Below are 21,344 nucleotides of genomic sequence, written 5' to 3' on the forward strand. Positions count from 1 at the left end.
GTGTTATGATTTACTTTTTTTCTAAAACTTCCGTTATTACTTTTATAATTTTATCAATTTCCTCATCTTCAATAACAAGTGGTGGTGCAAGTCTAATAATACTCCCTTGTGTTTCTTTACATAGCACACCTTGTTCAATCATCTCTTGACAATAAGATTGTGCTGATTCAGTTAATTCAATACCGATAAATAATCCTCTGCCTCTCACATCTTTTATGATGTTGCTGTCTATCAGCTGTAAATGGTTAAGTAATTTTTGCCCTTGTTCAGCAGAACGTTCGATTAAGTTCTCATCAATTAACACATCTAATGCTGCCATTGACACTGCACATGCAAGTGGATTACCTCCAAATGTCGAACCATGTGTACCAGGTGTAAGTACTTTCATCACGTCATCGTTAGCTAACACTGCTGAAATCGGATAAAGACCGCCACCAAGCGACTTACCTAATAAGTAAATATCTGGTTCTACACCTTCCCATTCCATTGCAAACATCTTACCTGTTCTACCAAGACCAACTTGTATTTCATCTGCAATAAATAAGACGTTATGTTCGTCACATAAGTTTCGAACCTCTTGGATGAAATAATCTGGCGGTAAATTGACGCCACCTTCACCTTGTATTGGCTCAAGTACAATTGCTGTTGTATTTTCATTAATGAGTGATTTCAAGCGAGTGATATCTCCGAAATCCATATATTGCATATTATCTAGCAAAGGTCCAAAACCTTTTTTATAACTTTCTTGCGAAGATAGCGATAAGGCACCTAGTGTACGACCATGAAAATTACCATTCATTGCAATAATTTCGCCTTGGTTTTCTGCTATACCTTTAACATCAGATCCCCATTTTCGTGCAATCTTAATTGCGGTTTCAACGGCTTCAGTACCTGTATTCATAGGTAATACTTTTTCCTTATTGGCAAGCGAACATATTTTTTCTTCCCATTTGCCTAAATTGTCGCTATATAATGCACGTGATACCATCGTTATTTTTTCACTTTGCTCTTGAAATGCTTTTATAATTTTCGGATGACAATGCCCTTGATTGACGACTGAAAAACCTGAAATACAATCAATGTAGCTATTATCTTCAACATCCCAAACTTTAGCACCTAGACCTTTCGTTAAAGCCAGTTTAAGTGGGCTATAATTGTTCGAACTGTATTGATCTGTTAGTGCAAATAAATCATTCATCGAAACCCTCATCCCTTTTCTATAATTATTCTAAATTTTGAATTAATATCCATAAATCATACACGTAATTTTACAATTAGTCAAAGACTAATTAAAATAATGATTAAATAAACAATTGTCTTAAAGCCTTTTTACAAATAATTTATATACTTAACGTTTCTTGAAATACTGTTATGACAATTTAACTAATGTATATAATTTGTATTATTTAGTGCGCGATGACTTTGTAAAAACTGTTATGTAATTATTTTATGGCAGTAACCGCACTATTATTTTCATAAAAAACGCAAACTAAATTTACTTTCCACTTAGTTTGCTTAATATTAATTATCACTATCTAAGGTTTTCATTTGCTGTTTTAGAATCTTGTTTTTTTGTTTAAATATGAACTTCGTCTTTATTGATTGGCTTAGAACATTTAAAAACATATACTTCACCGTAATATACTGTACCAAATTGATAATAATTAAATATGAAATCATGCGGGGAATGAATCTCGTTAATACTCTATTTCACGATACTTTTTAACAACAAGAAAGCAACGCTTACAAAGTATAAAATAATTCATAAACTGCTACCATTTTATTTGCGTGTTTGCTAATTTATTTTACGTTCAAAACAAGTCGAATGCATTTTTTATACAAACTCTTGTATACGGAATTATTATACGCATATAAAAACTCAAGTCAAATCGACTTTTTAATTGCAAATATTTGTATATAAAGGTATTTTTATACAAATAGAGCATACTTAATGTATAAAGATATGGTACAATCCATTCGCCTTCAGTCCTATAGATAAAGTCCACAGCGTGTTATTTTACGATGTTACTCATTTATTCATTAAAAGTATATTCACAGTAAATACTGTATTTACACTCAATCGTCTATAAACATTGTTATACCAATGCTTTCAACCATTTTATAGCCTTTCAAATCACAAATTTACCCTTATTTTACTTTTTTATTGTATTTATACACAAATGAAGCAGTATATACAAGGAATTGTATTTAATCCATTTAGATACTGCTTTTTATAATGTTACTCAAATATATAATTATGCTTTTAGTAAGATGATTACATAAATAAATTTAGTATTAGAACAACAATTAATCCAGTAATTGATGTCGTCAGTAATAAGACGCCCCATGTTTTAAAGGTGTCCTTTATTGAAATGTTAAAGTATTCTTTAAATAGCCAGAATGAAGCATCATTTACATGTGTAATAGTATTACTACCTACTGCAGTTGCAAGCACCATAAGCACTGGACTTACGTTGAATGTAGGTATCAGTGGTCCTACAATACCTGCTGCAGTAATCGCTGAAACTACACCTTGTCCAGTAGCAATACGAATTAACGCTGTAATGAGCCAAGCCATGATAAGTGGTGAAATATTAGTATCTTTCATCATGTCTGCTATATAGTTCCCCACATTAGCTTCTAATATAACTTCTTTAAACGCACCACCTGTACCAACTATAAATATAATCGTTGCAACACCCTTCAAGCCAGTTTCAAATGTCTTCATCATATCATCCATATTTTTACCTTTTCTAAGACCGAAGATGACAATAGCAGTTAAAATAGCAATAATAAGACTGATTTCTGCACTTCCTAAAAATGTCACAGCTTCATGTAATAATGTATCTTCAGTAATAAATAAACTTAGAATTGTTGAAATAGAAATTAAAATAGCAGGAATAAGTGGTATAAATAAGCTCATTCCAAAACTTGGCATTTCACTTTCCGAAAAAACCTTGTTCTTTTTTAATAGTGGAGGTACTGGATAATCCATTTTCTTCATAAACTTAGGTAATACAACACCTGCCATGATCACACTAGGTATAAAGACAATAATTCCTAATATATAAACCATACCCATATCTGCGTTGTAAGCTTCTACAAGTGCAGTCGGTCCTGCTTGAGGTGGAAATATACTATGAGATAGTGTCGTGGCAGCAACCATAGTAATAGCTAACTTCATAAATGGTGTTTTTGCTTCCACGGCAATACTAATCACTAATGGGGCTAAAATCATAAATGCCACTTCATAAAATACAGAAATCCCAAATACAGCACCTACAATAATTAATGCCCAATGCACATGTTTAGCGCCAAATCTATCTATAAGTGTTGATGCAATGCGTTGTGCTGCACCTGAATCCACCATTAATTTACCAAGTACTGCACCAAATCCAATAATAAGTGCAAGACTTCCTAACGTGGATCCTAATCCTTCTTTAATTGTTTCTAATATTGCAACAGGTTTCATCCCGTTTATAAAACCAACCACTGTTGCTGAAAAAATGAGCGCTAGAATACTATTGATTTTGAGCTTAATATTTAAGAATAATAGTATGGCAACCCCTATTACGAGTGAAATGAGTGGTAAATGTTCGCTTAAAAATGACAATTTCATGTCCTCCCGTCCCTTAATAACTTATGAAATCGAATTCACAATTCTTAATTATAGTAGATTTCCCTTAAAATAACAGCGTTGTTATTTTAAAATTGCTTTTAATTTCTCAAAAGATATTCAATATATTAATATAAAAACATCGTGTCTTCTTTTCCTGTATCATCTGTAAGTGATGTATAAGCGAGTCCACCACCCATAGACGATTATTAAATAGAAAAGACGCAATGCTTATTTATAAGCATTGCGTCTTTTCTAAATGATTTAATTCTTATAATTCACTTTATTAATCTTTTTTAACTTCATCCTCCCACCAAAGTGCATCTTTAGGATTTTGAATTACATCTTCATACTCTTCTTGATTTTCAACGTTTGGATAATTTCCTCTCAATGATTTGTTTGATGTTGATTTAAACATTGTTAAGAAAATGATAAGTCCGATGACGTTAATAAACATCAAATAATATGAAGGTGAAATTTCTTGGCCTGTCGTTTGTACTAACATCGATAGAATAAATGGTGTCAAACCACCAAATATTGCAGCACCAATATTATAAACAAGTGACAAGGTACGTAATCTCACTTTTGTATGAAACATACTTGGTAACACTGATGGCATTACGCCTTCAAATGTAGACATGAATAGTGCGATGATAAATAATCCTAAGATAACGACTGGTATTATTGGAATACTCATGAGCCAGAAAGCGAGCACAGAAAATAAACTAAAGCCAATTAAACCAAATAAAATCGTCTTCTTATTACCAACTTTATCACTGTACCAACCAAAGAAAAATACGGCTGGTATCATCACTAACATCGTGACCGTACTCAGTATAGAACTCATGGTGCCCCCTAAGTTAATGGTTGAGTTTAAGTACGATGGCATAAAGGATAACACCATGTAGTTAGCCACATTTAAGAATGCTACACCAGCAAAACAAACGATGATATCTTTCCAATAATATTTAAATATATCTAAATAAGAATATTCTAATTCTTCTTGTTCTTCTAATGTTGATTCATAGGCAGGACTTTCGTCTAATCCTGTACGCAAGAAGATACCTACGATACCTAATGGCGCAGCAAGGATAAATGGAATTCTCCAACCCCAGTCTGCCATTTGTTGATCGCTTAACAATGCATACATCAGACCAGCTAGAACCGCCGCCATAATACTACCTGCGAGTGTACCTATTTCTAGTCCACTACCTAACTTACCACGTGCTTTATCTGGCGATGATTCTGCTATGTACGTCATAGCACCAGCGTACTCTCCACCAGTTGAAAATGACTGAATCAAACGAACTACAAGTAATAGAATTGGCGCCCATATACCGATTTGATCTTGCGTTGGTAATAACCCAAGCATCAATGTTGAAGCCGCCATAAGTAAAATTGTTGATGATAATACAACTTTCCGTCCATATTTATCCCCTATATGGCTGAAGAAGATACCACCAATCGGTCGTACTATAAATGCAAAAGCAAATACAGCAAATGTAGATACAATTTGCATCTCTTGCGGTAGATTACCAAAGAAATTAGCACTTATAACTACTGCTAATTGCGCATATAGCCCGAAGTCAAACCACTCAATTGCATTACCAATACCTGTGGCAACCACACTTTTTTTAGCTTGATCGGAATCTACCCTATTAATTTTTTCTTTTTTAAACTTCACAAAAAAAACACCCCTTAATTTTTGTCTGTCAATATAACATAACATAACCTGTATACAAATTTTTAAACAATTCAAGTTTAATATGCCATGTATTTTGCATTTAAAATGAATAAACACTTACATCTCAAAATTATTATTAAATGAATTATTCAGAACGCTACATGCTGTTTTCTTTGGTATAATAGCCACATAAAAATGAACATATGGAGGCACTCAAGTTATGAAACAAATTTATTTTAACCATGATGGTGGTGTAGATGATCTCATCTCATTATTTCTATTAATACAAATGGATGATGTAGCGCTTATTGGTGTAAGCGCAATTGGCGCAGATAGTTATATCGAACCCGCAGTAAGTGCATCTCAAAAAATAATTAACCGCTTCTCTGACCAACCAATACATGTCGCCGCTTCAAAAGAACGCGGTAAACATCCTTTTCCAAAAGATTGGCGTATGCACGCATTTTTTATGGATGCATTACCTATTTTAAATGAATCATCAAAACAACAATCTTTATTATTAAAACAGCCTGCTTACCAAGATATTATAGATAAATTACAAGATCAGCCCCAAAAAATAACTTTACTTTTTACAGGGCCCTTAACAGATTTAGCCAAAGCAATCACAGTAGAGCCTACGATTGTTCAAAATATCGACCACCTTGTGTGGATGGGTGGTACATTTTTAGATAAAGGTAATGTTGAAGAACCTGAACATGATGGTACAGCTGAGTGGAATGCTTTTTGGGATCCCGAAGCTGTGCAAATTGTGTTTGATACGGATATCAAAATAGAGATGGTAGCTTTAGAAAGCACGAATCAAGTACCTATGACATGGGATGTTAGACAAGCATGGGCAGATGAACGTCATTATACTGGCGTAGATTTCTTAGGCGTAAGCTATGCTGCTGTCCCGCCATTAACACATTTCCAAACGAATTCTACTTACTTCTTATGGGATGTATTAACAACAGCTTACGTTGGCATGCCTGAACTTGTTCAACAACATAGTGTAAATGTGTCTGTACATACTGATGGAGCTAGTCAAGGCCAAACATATACTGACAACGTGAATGGTAGATCTATCTCAGTAGTTGACCACGTTGATCATGACGCTTTCTTCAAATACATCACTGATTTAGCTAAAAAAGTCATCCGCTAAAAAATATGATTTTTACTAATGATTAAAGGGATCTCCAGTTTTGGAAGATCCCTTTAATCATTAGATATTATTTTTTAACAAACACATGTATTAATAACTATCTGGAGTTAAATATTGTTTATCGATGACATCTTTAGTAATCATTTCTAAACGCTCTTTCGTAACGTCATGTTCGTGATTATAGTTTAATGCGTGTCGTTTTGCTAAATTATCGTTATATCTTTTTAATGGATACATTTTAAAACGATGTCGTGTGTTGTCATCAAGTGGATTCACTATTTCATAATGCGTAACTAAAGATTGCCATTTAACATTTTTAATCGTTACACCCTTTGGTAATTTCTCAATATTAAAACGAATATTACCTCCTAATACATTACTTTCATCACCTGTAGTTTGCCCATTCAAAAAATTTCCCAGGGAATAAGCTACCAGTGTCTTATGATTCCCCTTCCCTTTAACCCACTTTATAGGTTGAATGACGTGAGGGTGCGTCCCAATTACAACGTCTACCCCTGCATTTGCAAATACTTCAGCATATTTTTTCTGTTTAAGATTTGGTTCATGTTTGCCTTCACTTCCCCAATGTGCTGACACAATAACTGCATCACTTTGTGTTTTGGCTTTTGCTACATCTTTTTTAATTTGCGCTTCATCAAAATAGTTGATTTGATAAGCGTTTTCAGGAGAAATATCATTTGTGCCGTATGTATAACTTAATAGTGCAACTTTGATTCCATTTCTCTCAAAAACTGGTATATCGTCTCTCCTGTTTTGTGAATTAAACGTACCCGTATATAAGATATTATCAAATTGCTTCCATAAATTTATCTCATTCAGCAATCCATCGGTCCCTTGATCAAGTGCATGGTTATTCGAACCGTTAACAATATCAAATCCCGCATCAACAATATCATCTGCTATCTCCCTTGGCGTATTAAATTGTTTGAATCCTGAAAATCCCTTTTCATCTCCACCAATTGGTGATTCTTGATTTATATACGAAATATCCGCTGATTTAATATCTCTTTCTAAGTATTCATACATAGGTTTAAAGTTGAAACTACCATCATCTTGTAATGCATCTTGATAAACTACTGGGTGGATTAAATTATCCCCAACTGCATAAAATGAAACTTTATCCACTAATTGCTTTTGGTTATGCAAGCATAGCCCACTAAAAAATATAAAAACAGTAAATAACAACGTCATCATTATTTTATATTTCCACATAACTTCCCCCCTTGCCCATTACAAATAAGTTGTTACATTATATATTAATTCTATTGTAATAATTATGATTAAACAACTCAATTTATTATATCGTGTTTACAATATAATCAAACTTCTTTAACAATATAACAATTGCGGCTGTGACATGTATTTATGCCTCAGCCGCAATTGAATTCAACTTATAATATTATACGTGCTTAGTAATTGTTTCTGCTGGTAAACGATACGAACCATGAGCGGGATTTTTTGCTTTTCCTATCGCTATTATCATGACAGGTTCATAACGTTCTGAATCTATATCAAATGCTGTTGCTATTTGGTCACTTTCAAATCCACCTATTGGATTCGTGTCATAGCCGTAAGCTCTGGCAACTAACATAAATTGCATAGCAGCTAGACTACTATCAATTTTTATAATATCATTCATTTCACTTTTTTCTAAACTTCTATAGAAAGGTAATACTTTTCCAAGTAATTCATCTTTCACATCTTCGGGCATTAACCCTTGTTTGACAGCGTTATTATAGATTTCTTCACCATATTCATGACTTTGCATATCCCCAAAGATAACTACCATTGCAGACGAAGAATCATTTTGACGTGTATTAAAACGTATAAGTGGGCGTAATTTGTCTTTACCTTCATCACTTTCTACAACTAAAAAGCGCCATGGTTGCATATTCACTGACGACGGTGCTTTTGTTGCTTTTTGAATCATTTCATCCATCTCTGAAGTTGGTATTTTTACTTGCTCATCGAAAAGTTTTACAGATTTTCTATTCATTACTATATCTTCAAAGTCATTATTAATCATTATTCATTTCTCCTTAACTTTTTTTAACAAAATCAAATTATACTCAATTTATTTTAATTTACAAATCATCTGTTTGAGAATGAAATTAATAGCAACGAGAACTTAAATAATCATTAACAATACTTCACCAGAAACTTATTATCACGATACATTATTTGAAAAATTCTATTATACTCATTTTAATTAAACACAATTCATTAATCCAAACTTCACGAGTGCAAAATCGTAAATTGCTTTAATCTGTTATTTCCATAGACATCGTTATATTTCTATCACAGAAGCCCATTTTTTCGTATAATTGTTTAGCAAAGTTATTTGCAAAAACATTCAGTCTTACTTCTTTGAGGTTTTTCGCTTTAAAATACTCACCGACAAATTGTATTAATTCTTCAGCCACCCCGTGTCTTCTATATTCATCAAATACATACAACTCATATATAAAGCCATACTCTTCTTGAATAAAATAATCTGTTTTGTTATCTATAAGCACGAAACCTTTCATATGTGCTTCTTCTATTAATACATAATATTCAGCACCTTCGCTTATTAATTGTTTTGACACTGATCTCATCGCATGATCTGATAAGTCAAAGTCTACTGTTACTGCTTCTTTAAATACATTCGGTATCGTTTCATTGATTATTTTCAACTCTTCCTGGTTTGCTTTTCTAATTGTCATTGTTACGCACCCTTTCTTCAACACACTTTCTTGTAAATAGTTACAATCATCGTTATATCACTTTACAATTCAAATAATTTTTATTACTTTGACAATACCCTAAATTAAAAGAATTTAATTTCAAGACTTTGAAAAATAAAAATTTTACCATCCGACCGCTTTAATATCAATTTAAATCTTCTTAACTACTGGATATATTGTATTTTTATAGTAAAATAGGATGGTAACTTTATCTATATACAATTAATTACAGATGCCTTCAATATATTATAAAGAAGGCTTTTGCAATATACAAAGATCTATTTTTTAATTGTGAATACTGTACATGATACAATGGATGCTTTACAATCAACTGATCATCTGATGATAGATCACCATTGTTTTTAATAGAGCCTTCAATAACTTACAAGGCTATTACCAATAGTTTAAAATATTATTAAAAGTTCGATATATTCTACCTTATATCAAAATATAAAGAGAAAATTTTAAAAAAAGAGGGAATAAATAATGAAGTCCATATCTGTCATAGTGACTTATTACAACTCAGAAGACTATATAGAAAGTTGTTTAACTAGTCTTAAAAAACAAAGATTTCAAGATTTTGAGTTAATTTTAGTTAATGATGGTTCAACTGATAATTCAAAAACAATCGCAACACAAAGTATTGCAAATTGGGATATACCAATTAAAGAAATTGATTTACAACAAAATACAGGTCATGCACATGCAAGAAATATTGCTATGCAAGAAGTAGATGCACCATACTTTATATTCATAGACTCAGATGATTATTTAGCTTCTTATGCACTTGCATTTTATATGAAAAAAATAAACCAATTTGATGCACTTATTTCACCAATACATTCATTTACACTTGATATACCACAATATATTGACCAAGACTTAGTGCGTGTGGAATATCTAGATACAAAAACAAAATCAAATCAATTTTTACGCAAAAATTCAGCGTGTAATATTGTCTTTAAAACAGCTATCGCACGTGGACATAATTTACATTTCAATGAAGCATTAGGTGTCTTTATTGACTGGTCCTTCATATTAGATTTCATAAAATATTCAAACGGTTTTGTACGTGTGAGTCACTTCCCATTTTATATCAAAGGTGAGGTTTATGACCCATTCTTAAAACCAAGGTTGTCTAAACAAGATTTCGGCATCGTCTTCAATGATTATGTTTATAGCTTTTCAGATTCTATCCAACGTGCGCCTTTAAAGGAAAACAAACGTTTTATAAAAAATAAAATGAAAAATTTGTTTAAATATTCGTTTGAGCCTTCATTAAGAAAAACACCTGAAAGATATGAACAAAACAGTGAGTTATTACCAAGAGTTACGAGACAATTACTTCCTACAATTTTCAAAAATGAAAAACCTTTATTTATTGCTGAAGCAATTATGCTTATGTTTAATAAGAGAAAATTAGCATTTAAAATTAATCAGCTTAGAAATAAAGCTAGATTAGCTAAAAACGTTGTTTTACGCAGAAAAAATAACCATCGTGCACTTTACCAATTGACCGATTCTGAAGATAAAGTAAATCCAAAAACAATCGTATTTGAAGCTTTTGGTGGTAAAAATTACAGTGATAGTCCTAAATATGTTTATGAATATATGATGAAACATCATCCAAATTATGAATTTATATGGGTATTAAAAAGCCCTGACAGCGTACAAATACCAGGCCCTGCAAAAAAGGTTAGAAAAAATTCTAAAGCATACTATGATGCTTATTCTAGAGCAAAATACTGGATATCAAATGCTAGGCTCCCACTGTTTCTAAATAAAAAACCTAACCAAGTCTATATCCAAACTTGGCACGGTACGCCATTAAAACGCTTAGCAAACGATATGAAAGTCATTCGTATGCCTGGAACAACAACAGATCGTTATAAACGTAACTTCAGAGAAGAAACAAATCGTTGGGATTATCTCGTTTCACCAAATGCTTATTCATCAAAAATATTTGAAACAGCATTCTGGATGAATCCAGAACAAATTCTAGAAATTGGTTACCCTAGAAATGACGTTTTAGTTAATCGTTCACAAGACAAAGCATATATTCAAGATATCAAAGAAAACTTAAATTTACCTGAAGATAAGAAAGTAATTATGTATGCTCCTACATGGAGAGATGATGAGTTTGTTAAAAAAGGTAAGTACCTGTTTGATTTGAAAATTGACTTAGATAATTTACATGAACAATTAGGTGACGATTATGTGATTTTATTAAGAATGCATTACTTAATTTCTAATGCCCTCGATTTAAGAGGTTACGAAGAGTTTGCAATTGACGTTTCAAATTACAGTGACATCTCTGAATTATACTTGATTTCAGATTGTTTAATCACGGATTATTCGTCAGTCATGTTTGATTACGGCGTACTAAAAAGACCACAATTCTTTTTCGCTTATGATTTAGATAAATACGGTCAAGATTTACGTGGTTTCTATCTTGATTATCATAAAGATTTACCAGGTCCAATTTATCAAGATGCTTATAAATTAGCTGATGATTTGAAAAATCTAGACCAAGTAGAAGTAGATTACAAAGATAAAATCGACACTTTCTATAATGACTTTTGCTCATTAGAAGATGGTAAATCGTCTAAAGCAATTTCTGATTTAATTACTGGTCAACAAAATGAGTAGTTCTTATACAAGCGTTTCAGTTCTTGTATTCCTTTTCTAAACTAGCCTTGTAGGGGCGGGAATAAGAAATCAAATTTCAAATTTTGATTTCCTATTTCCGCTCCTATTTTCATTTAATTTTTGAGCTAATAACTGCCAAGCTTTGTGATAATTATCATCTAATTGTACAGGTTTAAAACCAAACTCAAGATACATATTGATTGCTTTATAACTAATCGTTTGTGAAGTTAAATATGCTTTATCATGATGTCTCGCTAGAATGTTCATTGCTGCACTAAGTAATGGCTTAGATAACTTCTTCCCTTGATATGCTGGTATGATACCAACCCAATGAATTCTCCCCATCATTTGAGCATCATCACCTAAACAGCCATACCATGCAGTAGTCGTACCCACAACTTCTTGCTTTTCATTTTCAATGAAGATACAACGTTGTTCCATCTCTGCTATATAATCTCCAAACTCTTTATTAAACCTTTCTAATGCCATTTCCTCATTTTCAAACTCACCTGCTAGCGTTTCTATATAAGCCCATATTTTTTCATCACCTTTACGAAATTGCCTAATGGCAAAACCTTTAGGCACATCATACTGTGGTATGTCATCTAACTGTGTTCTGACCATTTGTACTTTAATGTTTTCCATTCTGAATCGCCTCACACCTTTAAATTTTCTATATCAACTTATGTTTATAATAGCCTTATTTTCTCCGTAAAAACACATATTACCACTTCAAATAAAAACTTATATATTATGCACATTATGAATTTATAAAAAATCATAAAAAAACTGCCAACCAAAAAGTCATACATTTTTGGCGACAGTGAAAACATCTATGCTTATCTTGGATAATGTTCAAATCTATACTTCCTTATTTTAAATCTATTGTGTTCAACAATACAATACCTATTGAATATAAACATGATTGCTATCATGCCTATGAGATTTAGATTTACATTAAATACAACAACTGCGAGCGCTGTACTCAGTGCTCATCCCAAACCAGCCCAAGTAGCGTAATTTAATCTTAAAGGTAAATATTCCATTGCTAAACTTGGGTATAATTCACTAAAACCTTCAGAAGTATTGGGTACCTGTTTCTTCTGTAAAAATAGCAATCATGCTACTTCTATTTAATCAAAATCATTTTAACCCCTACAAATAATAAGCAACTGGTAAAAATCATTAAGTTTATGACTTCACCAGTTGCTATTTTAAAGTTATATAGAATTGTTAATTGTTTTTATTTTACTGTTCCTGCATCTTTGTCATGTACACCATGACGATAAAAATCAATATATTCTGGTTCCATAAGATTTTTACCACGAATAATGTCAGATGCTTTTTCTGCCATCATTAATACAGGTGAGTGGATATTACCGTTTGTGGTACGAGGCATTACAGACGCATCAACAACACGTAAGTTTTCCATACCGTGTACTTTGAATGTTTCTGGATCAACAACTGACATCTCGTCTGATGCTGGCCCCATTCTACAGCTACATGATGGATGTAATGCAGTTTCACCATCACGTTTTACCCATTCAATAATTTCTTCATCTGTTTGTACTTCACGTCCTGGAGAAATTTCTCCACCATTAAATGGATCTAAAGACTTTTGAGACAAGATGTTTCTAGCTACTTTGATGGCTTCAACCCATTCGCGTTTATCTTCTTCTGTAGATAAATAGTTAAATACGAAATCTGGTTTTTCAAATGGATCTTTAGATTTAATCTTCAAATAACCACGAGAGTTAGAATACATTGGACCTACGTGTACTTGATAACCATGAGCATGTGGTGCTTTCGTACCATCGTATCTTACTGCGATTGGCAAGAAGTGGAACATTAAGTTTGGATAATCTACTTCGTCATTTGAACGTACAAATCCGCCACCTTCGAAGTGGTTAGATGCTGCTGCACCTTTACGACCTAAAATCCATTGCAAGCCAATGAATGGCATCTTCAATTTGTTAAGGCTGGGTTGCATTGAAACCGGTTGTTTACATGCATGTTGCACATATACTTCTAAATGGTCTTCAAAGTTTTCTCCTACGCCTGGTAAATGTAGACGAGGTTCAATCCCAACTGAACGTAGGTGTTCTGAATCGCCAATACCAGATAATTGTAATAATTGTGGGGAGTTAATTGCACCACCTGATAAAATAACTTCTTTCGCATTCACTGTATGTTCTTTACCATTCTTCTTGAATGTTACACCAGTTACTTTATTACCTTCAAAATTTAATTTAGTTACAAACGCACGTGTTTGCACATCTAAGTTTTTACGTTTCATAGCTGGATGCAAGTAAGCTCTTGACGCTGATACACGTCTACCATTATGTACTTGACTATCAAAAGGACCAAAGCCTTCTTGACGGAAACCATTGACGTCTGGTGTTTTATTATAACCTGCGTCAACACCAGCATTGAAAAATGCTTGGAATAACGGGTTTTTAGCAGGTCCTCTTCTTAATTTAATTGGACCATGGTGGCCACGATATGCATCATCTTTAGTAGAACCAAATGTTGTCTCCAAACGTTTAAAGTATGGTAAACAATGGGCATACCCCCATGATTCCATGCCTTCTGGTTGCGCCCATTTTTCATAATCTAATGGGTTACCACGTTGATAAATCATACCGTTAATTGAACTTGAACCACCTAATACTTTACCACGAGCATGTCCAACTTTACGTCCATCCATATGCGGTTCTGCATTTGTTTCATAAATCCAGTCATATAGTTTATTTCCTGCTGGATACATTAATGCTGCTGGCATTTGGATTAATAAATCCCATGAATAGTCACTACGTCCAGCTTCTAATACAAGTACATCATTAGATGCATCTTCACTTAAACGGCCACCAAGTACCGAACCGGCACTCCCACCACCAATAATGATATAATCATATGATTTTTTCATTTTTGATAAACCTCCTAAATTTTTAAATCGTTACTATTTTATATTTGTGTGTAAACCACTATTGTTTACCAAACCAATTCACTGGTTCTGGGTTCGTATTACGTAAAATATGTTTCTCAACTTGATATTCTGCTAAGCCTTCTTTACCAAGTTCTCTACCAATACCTGATTGTTTGTAACCACCCCATGGTGCTTGTGCAAAGTATGGGTGGAAATCATTAATCCAAACTGTACCCATCTTCAATTTATTAACAACACGTTCAGCTTTACCGATATCTGAAGTGAATACGCCACCCGCTAATCCATATATTGAATCATTTGCTAGCTCAATTGCTTCTGCTTCTGTTGAAAAGCCTTCAATTGTTACAACTGGACCAAATACTTCTTCTTGTACAATACGCATTGAAGTATCGCAATCTGTAATTACAGTTGGTTCAAAGAAGAAACCATCTTGTAAGTCTTCACGTTCTGGTCTTTTACCACCAATAGCAATCGTTGCGTTTTCTGATTTTGCAACTTCCATATATTTTTCTATTTTTTCTCTGTGTTCAGCTGAAATAACTGGACCCATTTCGGTTTTTGGATTAAATCCATCACCTAATTTAATATTTTTAATTCTTTCAACTAAAGCTGATTCGAATTTATCTTTGATATCGTTGTGTACTAAGATTCTTGCGCCTGCAGAACATACTTGGCCTGCGTGGAAAAAACCACCATTCAAAGCTTGATCGACTGCAAGATTAAAATCAGCATCATCAAAAATAATATTAGGATTTTTACCACCAAGCTCTAATGCAACATTCGTTACGTGATTAGCAGCTTGTTTCATAATATGTTTTCCTGTTTGAATACCACCTGTAAAAGATACTAGGTCTACTTCTTTATGAGAAGATAACGGCTCTCCTACTTCAGAACCTTTACCTAAGACTAAGTTAATGACACCTTTAGGGAATCCAACTTCCTCCATCAATTCAAATACACGAATCGTTGTTAACGGTGTGATTTCACTTGGCTTCATAACAAGGGTACAGCCTGTAACTAATGCTGGAGCAATCTTCCATGAAGCTTGTAGTAAAGGATAGTTCCATGGTGTGATCTGTGTGACAACACCTACTGGTTCTTTTATCACTTTACTTTCAGTATTAGGAATTGGTGAATCTATCATTTCTCCACCATTTTTATCTGCTAAACCAGCAAAATAATTAAATACATTCGCAATGTCGTCCATGTCTGCATATGATTCTTCTAATGTTTTGCCTGTATCTAATGTTTCAAGTCTTGCTAATTCTTCACGGTGTTCTACGATTAAGTCAGCAATTGCGCCTACTTTTTTACCTCTAGATTCACTTGTTTCTTTAGACCATTCACTGCCTTCAAATGCACTTCTTGCAGCTAAAATAGCACGTTCACTATCTTTTGAAGTGCCCTCTGCGACTTCAAAAATGACTTCTTGGTTATATGGATTAATAATTTTTCTTGTTTCTTTGTTCGAGCTATTTACCCACTCACCATCAATATATTGACGACGAGATAATTGATTTAAAAGTTCCATGAAAATTACCTCCGTTAAGTTTGTTAAATTTTTATTTAACGAATTTTACAAGATTTATGTTAGCATAGTAATCGAAAGGGTGTCAAACGAGTTTAGTTATAAGCTGGTTATGGATTTGTATAATTATAAAAATATAGTTATTTTGAATCCCTTAATCATCAATAGCTTGAATTTGTATAAAAAATTATCGGAGGTGTACATCATGGTACATTCAAACAACCCTGATAAGCAATTGAATGAAGCAAAAGACATCGTCATCAATGCAATTGGTGAAACGATGGATCTGTACGGGATTAACAGAAGTGTAGGTAATTTATTTGGTACTATGCTCTTTGAGGACAGCATGACATTAGATGAAATGCGTGAACAACTACAAATGAGCAAGCCTAGTATGAGTGCTGGAGTAAAAAGGCTCCAAGAATTCGATCTTGTCAAACAACAGTTTACACGGGGCAGTAGAAAACAACATTTCGTTGCTGAAAAAGACTTTTTTAATTTCTTTAGTAACTTTTTTACCCGCAAATGGAAAAGAGAAATTGTAATTAACTCTGAGGCTGTTCATGATTCAGTAGCTATACTTGATAAGGTCATCAACGATAAAAATGCTGATGCAACTACTAAAACAGAAGCTAGCGAAGTCAAAGCACAATTAATCGATACATTGCCATACTATGATTGGTTAGATCAATTGGGCCAAGCAATCGAAAGTGGCGAAATTTTTAAATACTTCCCTATTCCAGAAAATAAGAATTAACACTTATTTCAATGTATTTAGGAGGAATTGTACAATCAAAAAAGACAGTTAGATTCTTCTTTAGAAATCTAGCTGTCTTTTTTTCATTTCCAGATACCTCTTAATTTCAATATTAAATATATTTAGTGAAAAATGGTCGTGGACTTACGCATTTAAAATCCAGGTCACTTCACAATCCACTTCTATCTAATACTATAAAAAAGCAGTGGCGCATCTATCACGATAGATTGCTTCACTGCTTTTTTTATATTTTCATCTATAAGTTGTCATCATCTTTCTTTTCTCTCACTTGTGTAATTCTCAGTGAGCGTCGTTCTACTTCTTTATATTTATCCGCACGGCGCTCAAGTTTGAGTCGATCCTCATTTAATGTCCGTATGAATGAAATCATCATCATGACGAAGATAATAAGTACTGGCACACTAGCAAGTAAAGAAGCTGTTTTTAATACTTCCAATGATCGCTCACCACCAACAAGCATTAATGCAAATGGTAATAAACATAAAGCGAATGCCCAATATAAACGATTTGCTTTTAAAGGTTCTCCAACCACTTTTTTCTGTGATGCTGCTGCTAAAATATAAGAACCAGAATCAAAAGTGGTTGCTAAGAATAGTACCGCTGAAAGTAAGAATAAAATAATAACTACGTTAGGGAATGGTAATTGATGCAACACTTCAATTATAGTTGCTTCTGTACCATGCGTGTTCAAATTCTGAACAACATTAAACTCTCCAGTTAATTGTAAATAAACTGCATAGTTACCGAAAATACCAAAGAATAACATACAGCCTAAAGTACCGTATATTATCGTACCTAGAACGACTTCTTTCATAGTTCGTCCCTTAGAAATTCGTGCGATAAACAATCCTATAAATGGTGCATATACAATCCACCATGACCAATAGAATATTGTCCAATCTTGCGGGAAGTTCGTTTCCTTACGTCCACCGATGCCTCCGAAGGGTTCTATCCACGTCGCCATTTGGAAGAAGTTTTTCACCATATTACCCATACCTGTTATGGTTGTTTCCATAATAAACACAGTTGGGCCAACAATCAGTACAAAACCAAGTAAAACAAATGACAAAATAACGTTCCAGTCACTTAACACTTTTATACCTTTTTTCAATCCAGAATAAGAACTGTATGCAAAAAGTGCAGTTATAATAAATAGAATCGCACCGCGCATGACCATATTATCTCCATCTAAACCGGTCAATCTTTCTATACCTGCTGTAATCATCGGTACGCCAAGTGCGAGTGATGTTGCAGCGCCCCCAAGTAAACCGAAGATAAATATAATATCCGTTACTTGTCCAATAAAACCATCTGTCTGGCTTTTTAAGATAGGTCTCAACGTTTGGCTAATTTTAAATACTGGTTTATTCTTCACGAATATAAGATAACCAATACACAATGCTGGCAATACAAATGTTGCCCATGCGATAGGACCCCAGTGGAACATGCCGTACATTGTAGCATAGTTTAAAGCACTATCCGTCATTCCTTTACCACCGTGTGGCGGGTCTTGATAGTAAAAAGCCCATTCAATAACACCCCAGTATAAAATATCTGAAGCAATACCAGCACAAAACAGCATTGCTGCCCAACTGAAGTTATTAAATTCAGGTTTATCTGTAGCTTTACCTAAAGTTACATTTCCGTACTTGCCAAATGCAATGTACAAAACAAATATTAATATCGCTAAGCCAATAAATAAGTACACTGAACCAATTGTACTTACAACAGCTTCATTCATTTTCGTAATAATATCTTGACTGGCTTTTGGAAAAACCATCATTGGAATTACTGCAATTAATAAAATCACGGAAGACCCTATAAAGGTCGTCCAATCCATTACTCTATTCTTTTTCAATTGTTGAACACCCCTCATAGTAGATTTGTATGTAAAATTACCGCTAATAATTTTAATGAATTAGCAAGAACTATTTAATTATTCACAAACATGAGCCTAACGAATTTTAAATAATAATGCAAATTGCATTCAAACGAATCATATGTAAAAGATGAATAATTATATAATAACTACAATTAATTTGAATACAAAAATCGCTACAATCACAGTGTTAAGTTTAAACTTAACGAAATTAATGAATCTTACAAACTTAACTAACTGTATTTTTATGCATAAATAAAGAATATATATTCTATTTATTTTTTTATTTTCTTTATGTATTTAGTTGTTTTCAAAAAATATTTCGTTTAATTTTTACATTACTTGATTTTTGATAATATTACTAAAAAGCATAAAATAATTATAAATATAAATACACTTAAAATTGTATTACATTAAAATCGACATATATTTAAAATAAAACGTGTAAAACTAAAAAAACGACGCTCATAATCTACTTTTTAATCAAAAGTATTCTATAATATAGAAGTAATAATAAAGTATTAGATAAAGAGGTTTTGAAAATGGATAAAACACAGATTATAAATTATTGGGATAAACGTGCCGAGTCTTTTAGTAAAGATAAACAGGCAGAATTAGAAAGTAAACATGCAGAAGCTTGGGTGAAAGAAATAGAAGCAATTATTCCATTAAGAGATGGTTTAAAAGTATTAGACATTGGTACAGGTGCTGGTTTTCTAGCAATCCTATGTGCACAACAAGGTGCTGAGGTTTCAGGTATTGATTTGGCGGCTGATATGATTCAATCTGCAAAACAAAACGCACAACAATTAAATCAAAACATCCAGTTTAATGTCATGGATGCAGAACATCTAAATTATGAAAATGAAACTTTTGATGTCGTCATCGCTCGAAATGTGACATGGTTATTGCCTAACACACAAGCTGCCTATAAAGAATGGTTACGTGTGTTAAAACCGAACGGTTATCTCATTAATATTGATGGAGATTATGGCAAAGATTCCTTTATTAATTACGGAGACATCCCAACGGATCACGCACATAACACACTGGGAGATGAGATGTTGAAGGAAAGCGAAGCCATCAAACAAAGCATACCTATTAATCATCAATCAAGACCACAATATGACATGAATATCTTAAAACAACTAGGATATGAAACCATTCATCTTGATGATGGCGTTTATATTCGCGTATATAAAGAACAAGATGCTTTTTATAATCCAACACCTATATTTTTAATATCAGTCACTAAACCTATGACCTAATTTAATGTACATTTTTTATATTAGATAGAATATTTATTATATTTTAATATATTAGGTGCCTTGAACTTGCGTTATGCTTCAATTTTTATCATACTAAAAGAGAATACAGTAAAAGGAGTGGTAAGAATGAATAAAGAACAATTTGATAAAGTGAAAAATGGTAAAGGTTTCATTGCTGCATTAGATCAAAGTGGTGGTAGTACACCAAAAGCGCTTAAAGATTACGGCGTTACTGAAGATCAATACGATAGCGAAGATGAAATGTTCAAACTCGTTCATGACATGCGTACACGTATTGTATCATCACCTTCATTCAGCGCTGATAAAATTATTGGTGCAATTCTTTTCGAACAAACGATGGATCGCGAAGTAGACGGCAAACATACTGGTGATTACTTAGCAGATAAAGGCGTTGTTCCCTTCTTAAAAGTTGATAAAGGCTTAGACGAACAAAAAGATGGCGTTCAATTAATGAAACCTATGCCAGACTTAGATGCTTTATTAAGTCGTGCCAGCGATCATAAAATTTTTGGTACAAAAATGCGTTCTAATATTTTAGAACTAAACAGAGATGGTATTGATTTAGTTGTAAAACAACAGTTTGATGTTGCTAAACAAATTATCTCTGCTGGATTAGTTCCAATCATTGAGCCAGAAGTTAACATTAATGCTGAAAACAAAGAAGATATTGAAGCTTATTTATCTGACTCAATCTTAGAAGAACTAAACAAATTAAACGACGATCAACTCGTAATGTTAAAATTATCTATCCCTACAAAAGCTAACCAATACCAAACACTTATTGACCATGCTAATGTTGTGCGTGTTGTTGCACTATCAGGCGGATACAGTAGAGAACATGCAAACGAAGTCCTTAAACAAAACAAAGATTTAATAGCCAGCTTCTCTCGTGCACTTATTAATGATTTAAATGTAAATCAATCAGATGAAGAATTTGATAAAATCTTAGGTGAAACAATCGAATCTATTTATGACGCTTCAGTCAATAAAGCCTAAACAAATAATTCTTACACGTTTTTATTTCCCAGGAAAAGCAAAGCGTTTGAGATTAGAACACCTCAGTTA

General features: G+C 33.1%; 15 protein-coding genes. 5 read left to right on the forward strand and 10 right to left on the reverse strand.

Going from position 1 to position 21,344, the window contains the following annotated elements; genetic code table 11:
- Positions 1–10: 10 nt before the first annotated feature.
- The 3 genes from rocD to ACA31_RS11915 all read right to left on the reverse strand — a co-directional run bounded on the left by rocD (position 11) and on the right by ACA31_RS11915 (position 5,300).
- On the reverse strand, positions 11–1,198 hold the full coding sequence (gene rocD / locus ACA31_RS11905) for an ornithine--oxo-acid transaminase (protein ID WP_057513536.1): 1,188 nt from the start codon (positions 1,196–1,198) through the stop codon (positions 11–13).
- Positions 1,199–2,275: 1,077 nt separating this feature from the next.
- Entirely contained in the window at positions 2,276–3,613 is a 1,338-nt protein-coding gene (locus ACA31_RS11910) for a gluconate:H+ symporter (protein ID WP_057513537.1), read from the reverse strand.
- Between the two features lie 289 nt (positions 3,614–3,902).
- Positions 3,903–5,300, reverse strand: coding sequence for an MFS transporter (locus ACA31_RS11915; protein WP_057513538.1), 1,398 nt, complete (start codon positions 5,298–5,300; stop codon positions 3,903–3,905).
- Positions 5,301–5,520: 220 nt separating this feature from the next.
- Here ACA31_RS11915 and ACA31_RS11920 point away from each other — a divergent pair, with 220 nt between their 5' ends.
- Positions 5,521–6,462, forward strand: coding sequence for a nucleoside hydrolase (locus tag ACA31_RS11920; protein ID WP_057513539.1), 942 nt, complete (start codon positions 5,521–5,523; stop codon positions 6,460–6,462).
- A gap of 90 nt (positions 6,463–6,552) precedes the next feature.
- Here the strand turns inward: ACA31_RS11920 and ACA31_RS11925 are convergent, their stop codons facing one another.
- From ACA31_RS11925 to ACA31_RS11935, 3 genes are all read right to left on the reverse strand, one after another.
- Positions 6,553–7,695, reverse strand: coding sequence for a CapA family protein (locus ACA31_RS11925; protein ID WP_057513540.1), 1,143 nt, complete (start codon positions 7,693–7,695; stop codon positions 6,553–6,555).
- Between the two features lie 187 nt (positions 7,696–7,882).
- On the reverse strand, positions 7,883–8,509 hold the full coding sequence (locus tag ACA31_RS11930; RefSeq protein WP_057513541.1) for a nitroreductase family protein: 627 nt from the start codon (positions 8,507–8,509) through the stop codon (positions 7,883–7,885).
- A 235-nt stretch (positions 8,510–8,744) separates the two neighbouring features.
- Positions 8,745–9,188, reverse strand: a complete 444-nt coding sequence (locus ACA31_RS11935; RefSeq protein ID WP_057513542.1) for a GNAT family N-acetyltransferase — start codon at positions 9,186–9,188, stop codon at positions 8,745–8,747.
- Between the two features lie 507 nt (positions 9,189–9,695).
- Between ACA31_RS11935 and ACA31_RS13135 the strand changes: the two genes are divergently transcribed.
- Positions 9,696–11,858: a bifunctional glycosyltransferase/CDP-glycerol:glycerophosphate glycerophosphotransferase gene (locus tag ACA31_RS13135; protein WP_082587076.1), complete on the forward strand. Its 2,163-nt coding sequence runs from the start codon at positions 9,696–9,698 to the stop codon at positions 11,856–11,858.
- A 69-nt stretch (positions 11,859–11,927) separates the two neighbouring features.
- Here the strand turns inward: ACA31_RS13135 and ACA31_RS11945 are convergent, their stop codons facing one another.
- The 3 genes from ACA31_RS11945 to betB form a co-directional block, all read right to left on the reverse strand.
- Entirely contained in the window at positions 11,928–12,503 is a 576-nt protein-coding gene (locus ACA31_RS11945; RefSeq protein WP_057513543.1) for a GNAT family N-acetyltransferase, read from the reverse strand.
- Between the two features lie 598 nt (positions 12,504–13,101).
- Complete coding sequence (betA, locus tag ACA31_RS11950) at positions 13,102–14,784, reverse strand: choline dehydrogenase (protein ID WP_057513544.1); 1,683 nt, start codon at positions 14,782–14,784, stop codon at positions 13,102–13,104.
- A 58-nt stretch (positions 14,785–14,842) separates the two neighbouring features.
- Positions 14,843–16,336, reverse strand: coding sequence for a betaine-aldehyde dehydrogenase (betB, locus tag ACA31_RS11955; protein WP_057513545.1), 1,494 nt, complete (start codon positions 16,334–16,336; stop codon positions 14,843–14,845).
- Positions 16,337–16,538: 202 nt separating this feature from the next.
- Between betB and cudC the strand changes: the two genes are divergently transcribed.
- Positions 16,539–17,090 (forward strand): choline uptake/conversion transcriptional regulator CudC, encoded by a 552-nt coding sequence (gene cudC, locus ACA31_RS11960; protein WP_057513546.1) that lies wholly within the window; start codon positions 16,539–16,541, stop codon positions 17,088–17,090.
- A gap of 256 nt (positions 17,091–17,346) precedes the next feature.
- Here the strand turns inward: cudC and ACA31_RS11965 are convergent, their stop codons facing one another.
- Positions 17,347–18,969, reverse strand: coding sequence for a BCCT family transporter (locus tag ACA31_RS11965; RefSeq protein ID WP_057513547.1), 1,623 nt, complete (start codon positions 18,967–18,969; stop codon positions 17,347–17,349).
- 563 nt (positions 18,970–19,532) lie between these two features.
- Between ACA31_RS11965 and ACA31_RS11970 the strand changes: the two genes are divergently transcribed.
- Both ACA31_RS11970 and ACA31_RS11975 read left to right on the forward strand, forming a co-directional pair.
- Positions 19,533–20,258, forward strand: a complete 726-nt coding sequence (locus ACA31_RS11970) for a class I SAM-dependent methyltransferase (protein WP_057513548.1) — start codon at positions 19,533–19,535, stop codon at positions 20,256–20,258.
- 126 nt (positions 20,259–20,384) lie between these two features.
- Positions 20,385–21,275 carry a fructose bisphosphate aldolase gene (locus ACA31_RS11975; RefSeq protein ID WP_057513549.1) on the forward strand — a complete coding sequence of 297 codons (891 nt, stop codon included), beginning with the start codon at positions 20,385–20,387 and terminating at the stop codon, positions 21,273–21,275.
- The last annotated feature ends 69 nt before the right edge of the window (positions 21,276–21,344 follow it).

The sequence above is a fragment of the Staphylococcus sp. NAM3COL9 genome (assembly GCF_001431205.1).
In the GTDB taxonomy this organism is placed as follows: domain Bacteria; phylum Bacillota; class Bacilli; order Staphylococcales; family Staphylococcaceae; genus Staphylococcus.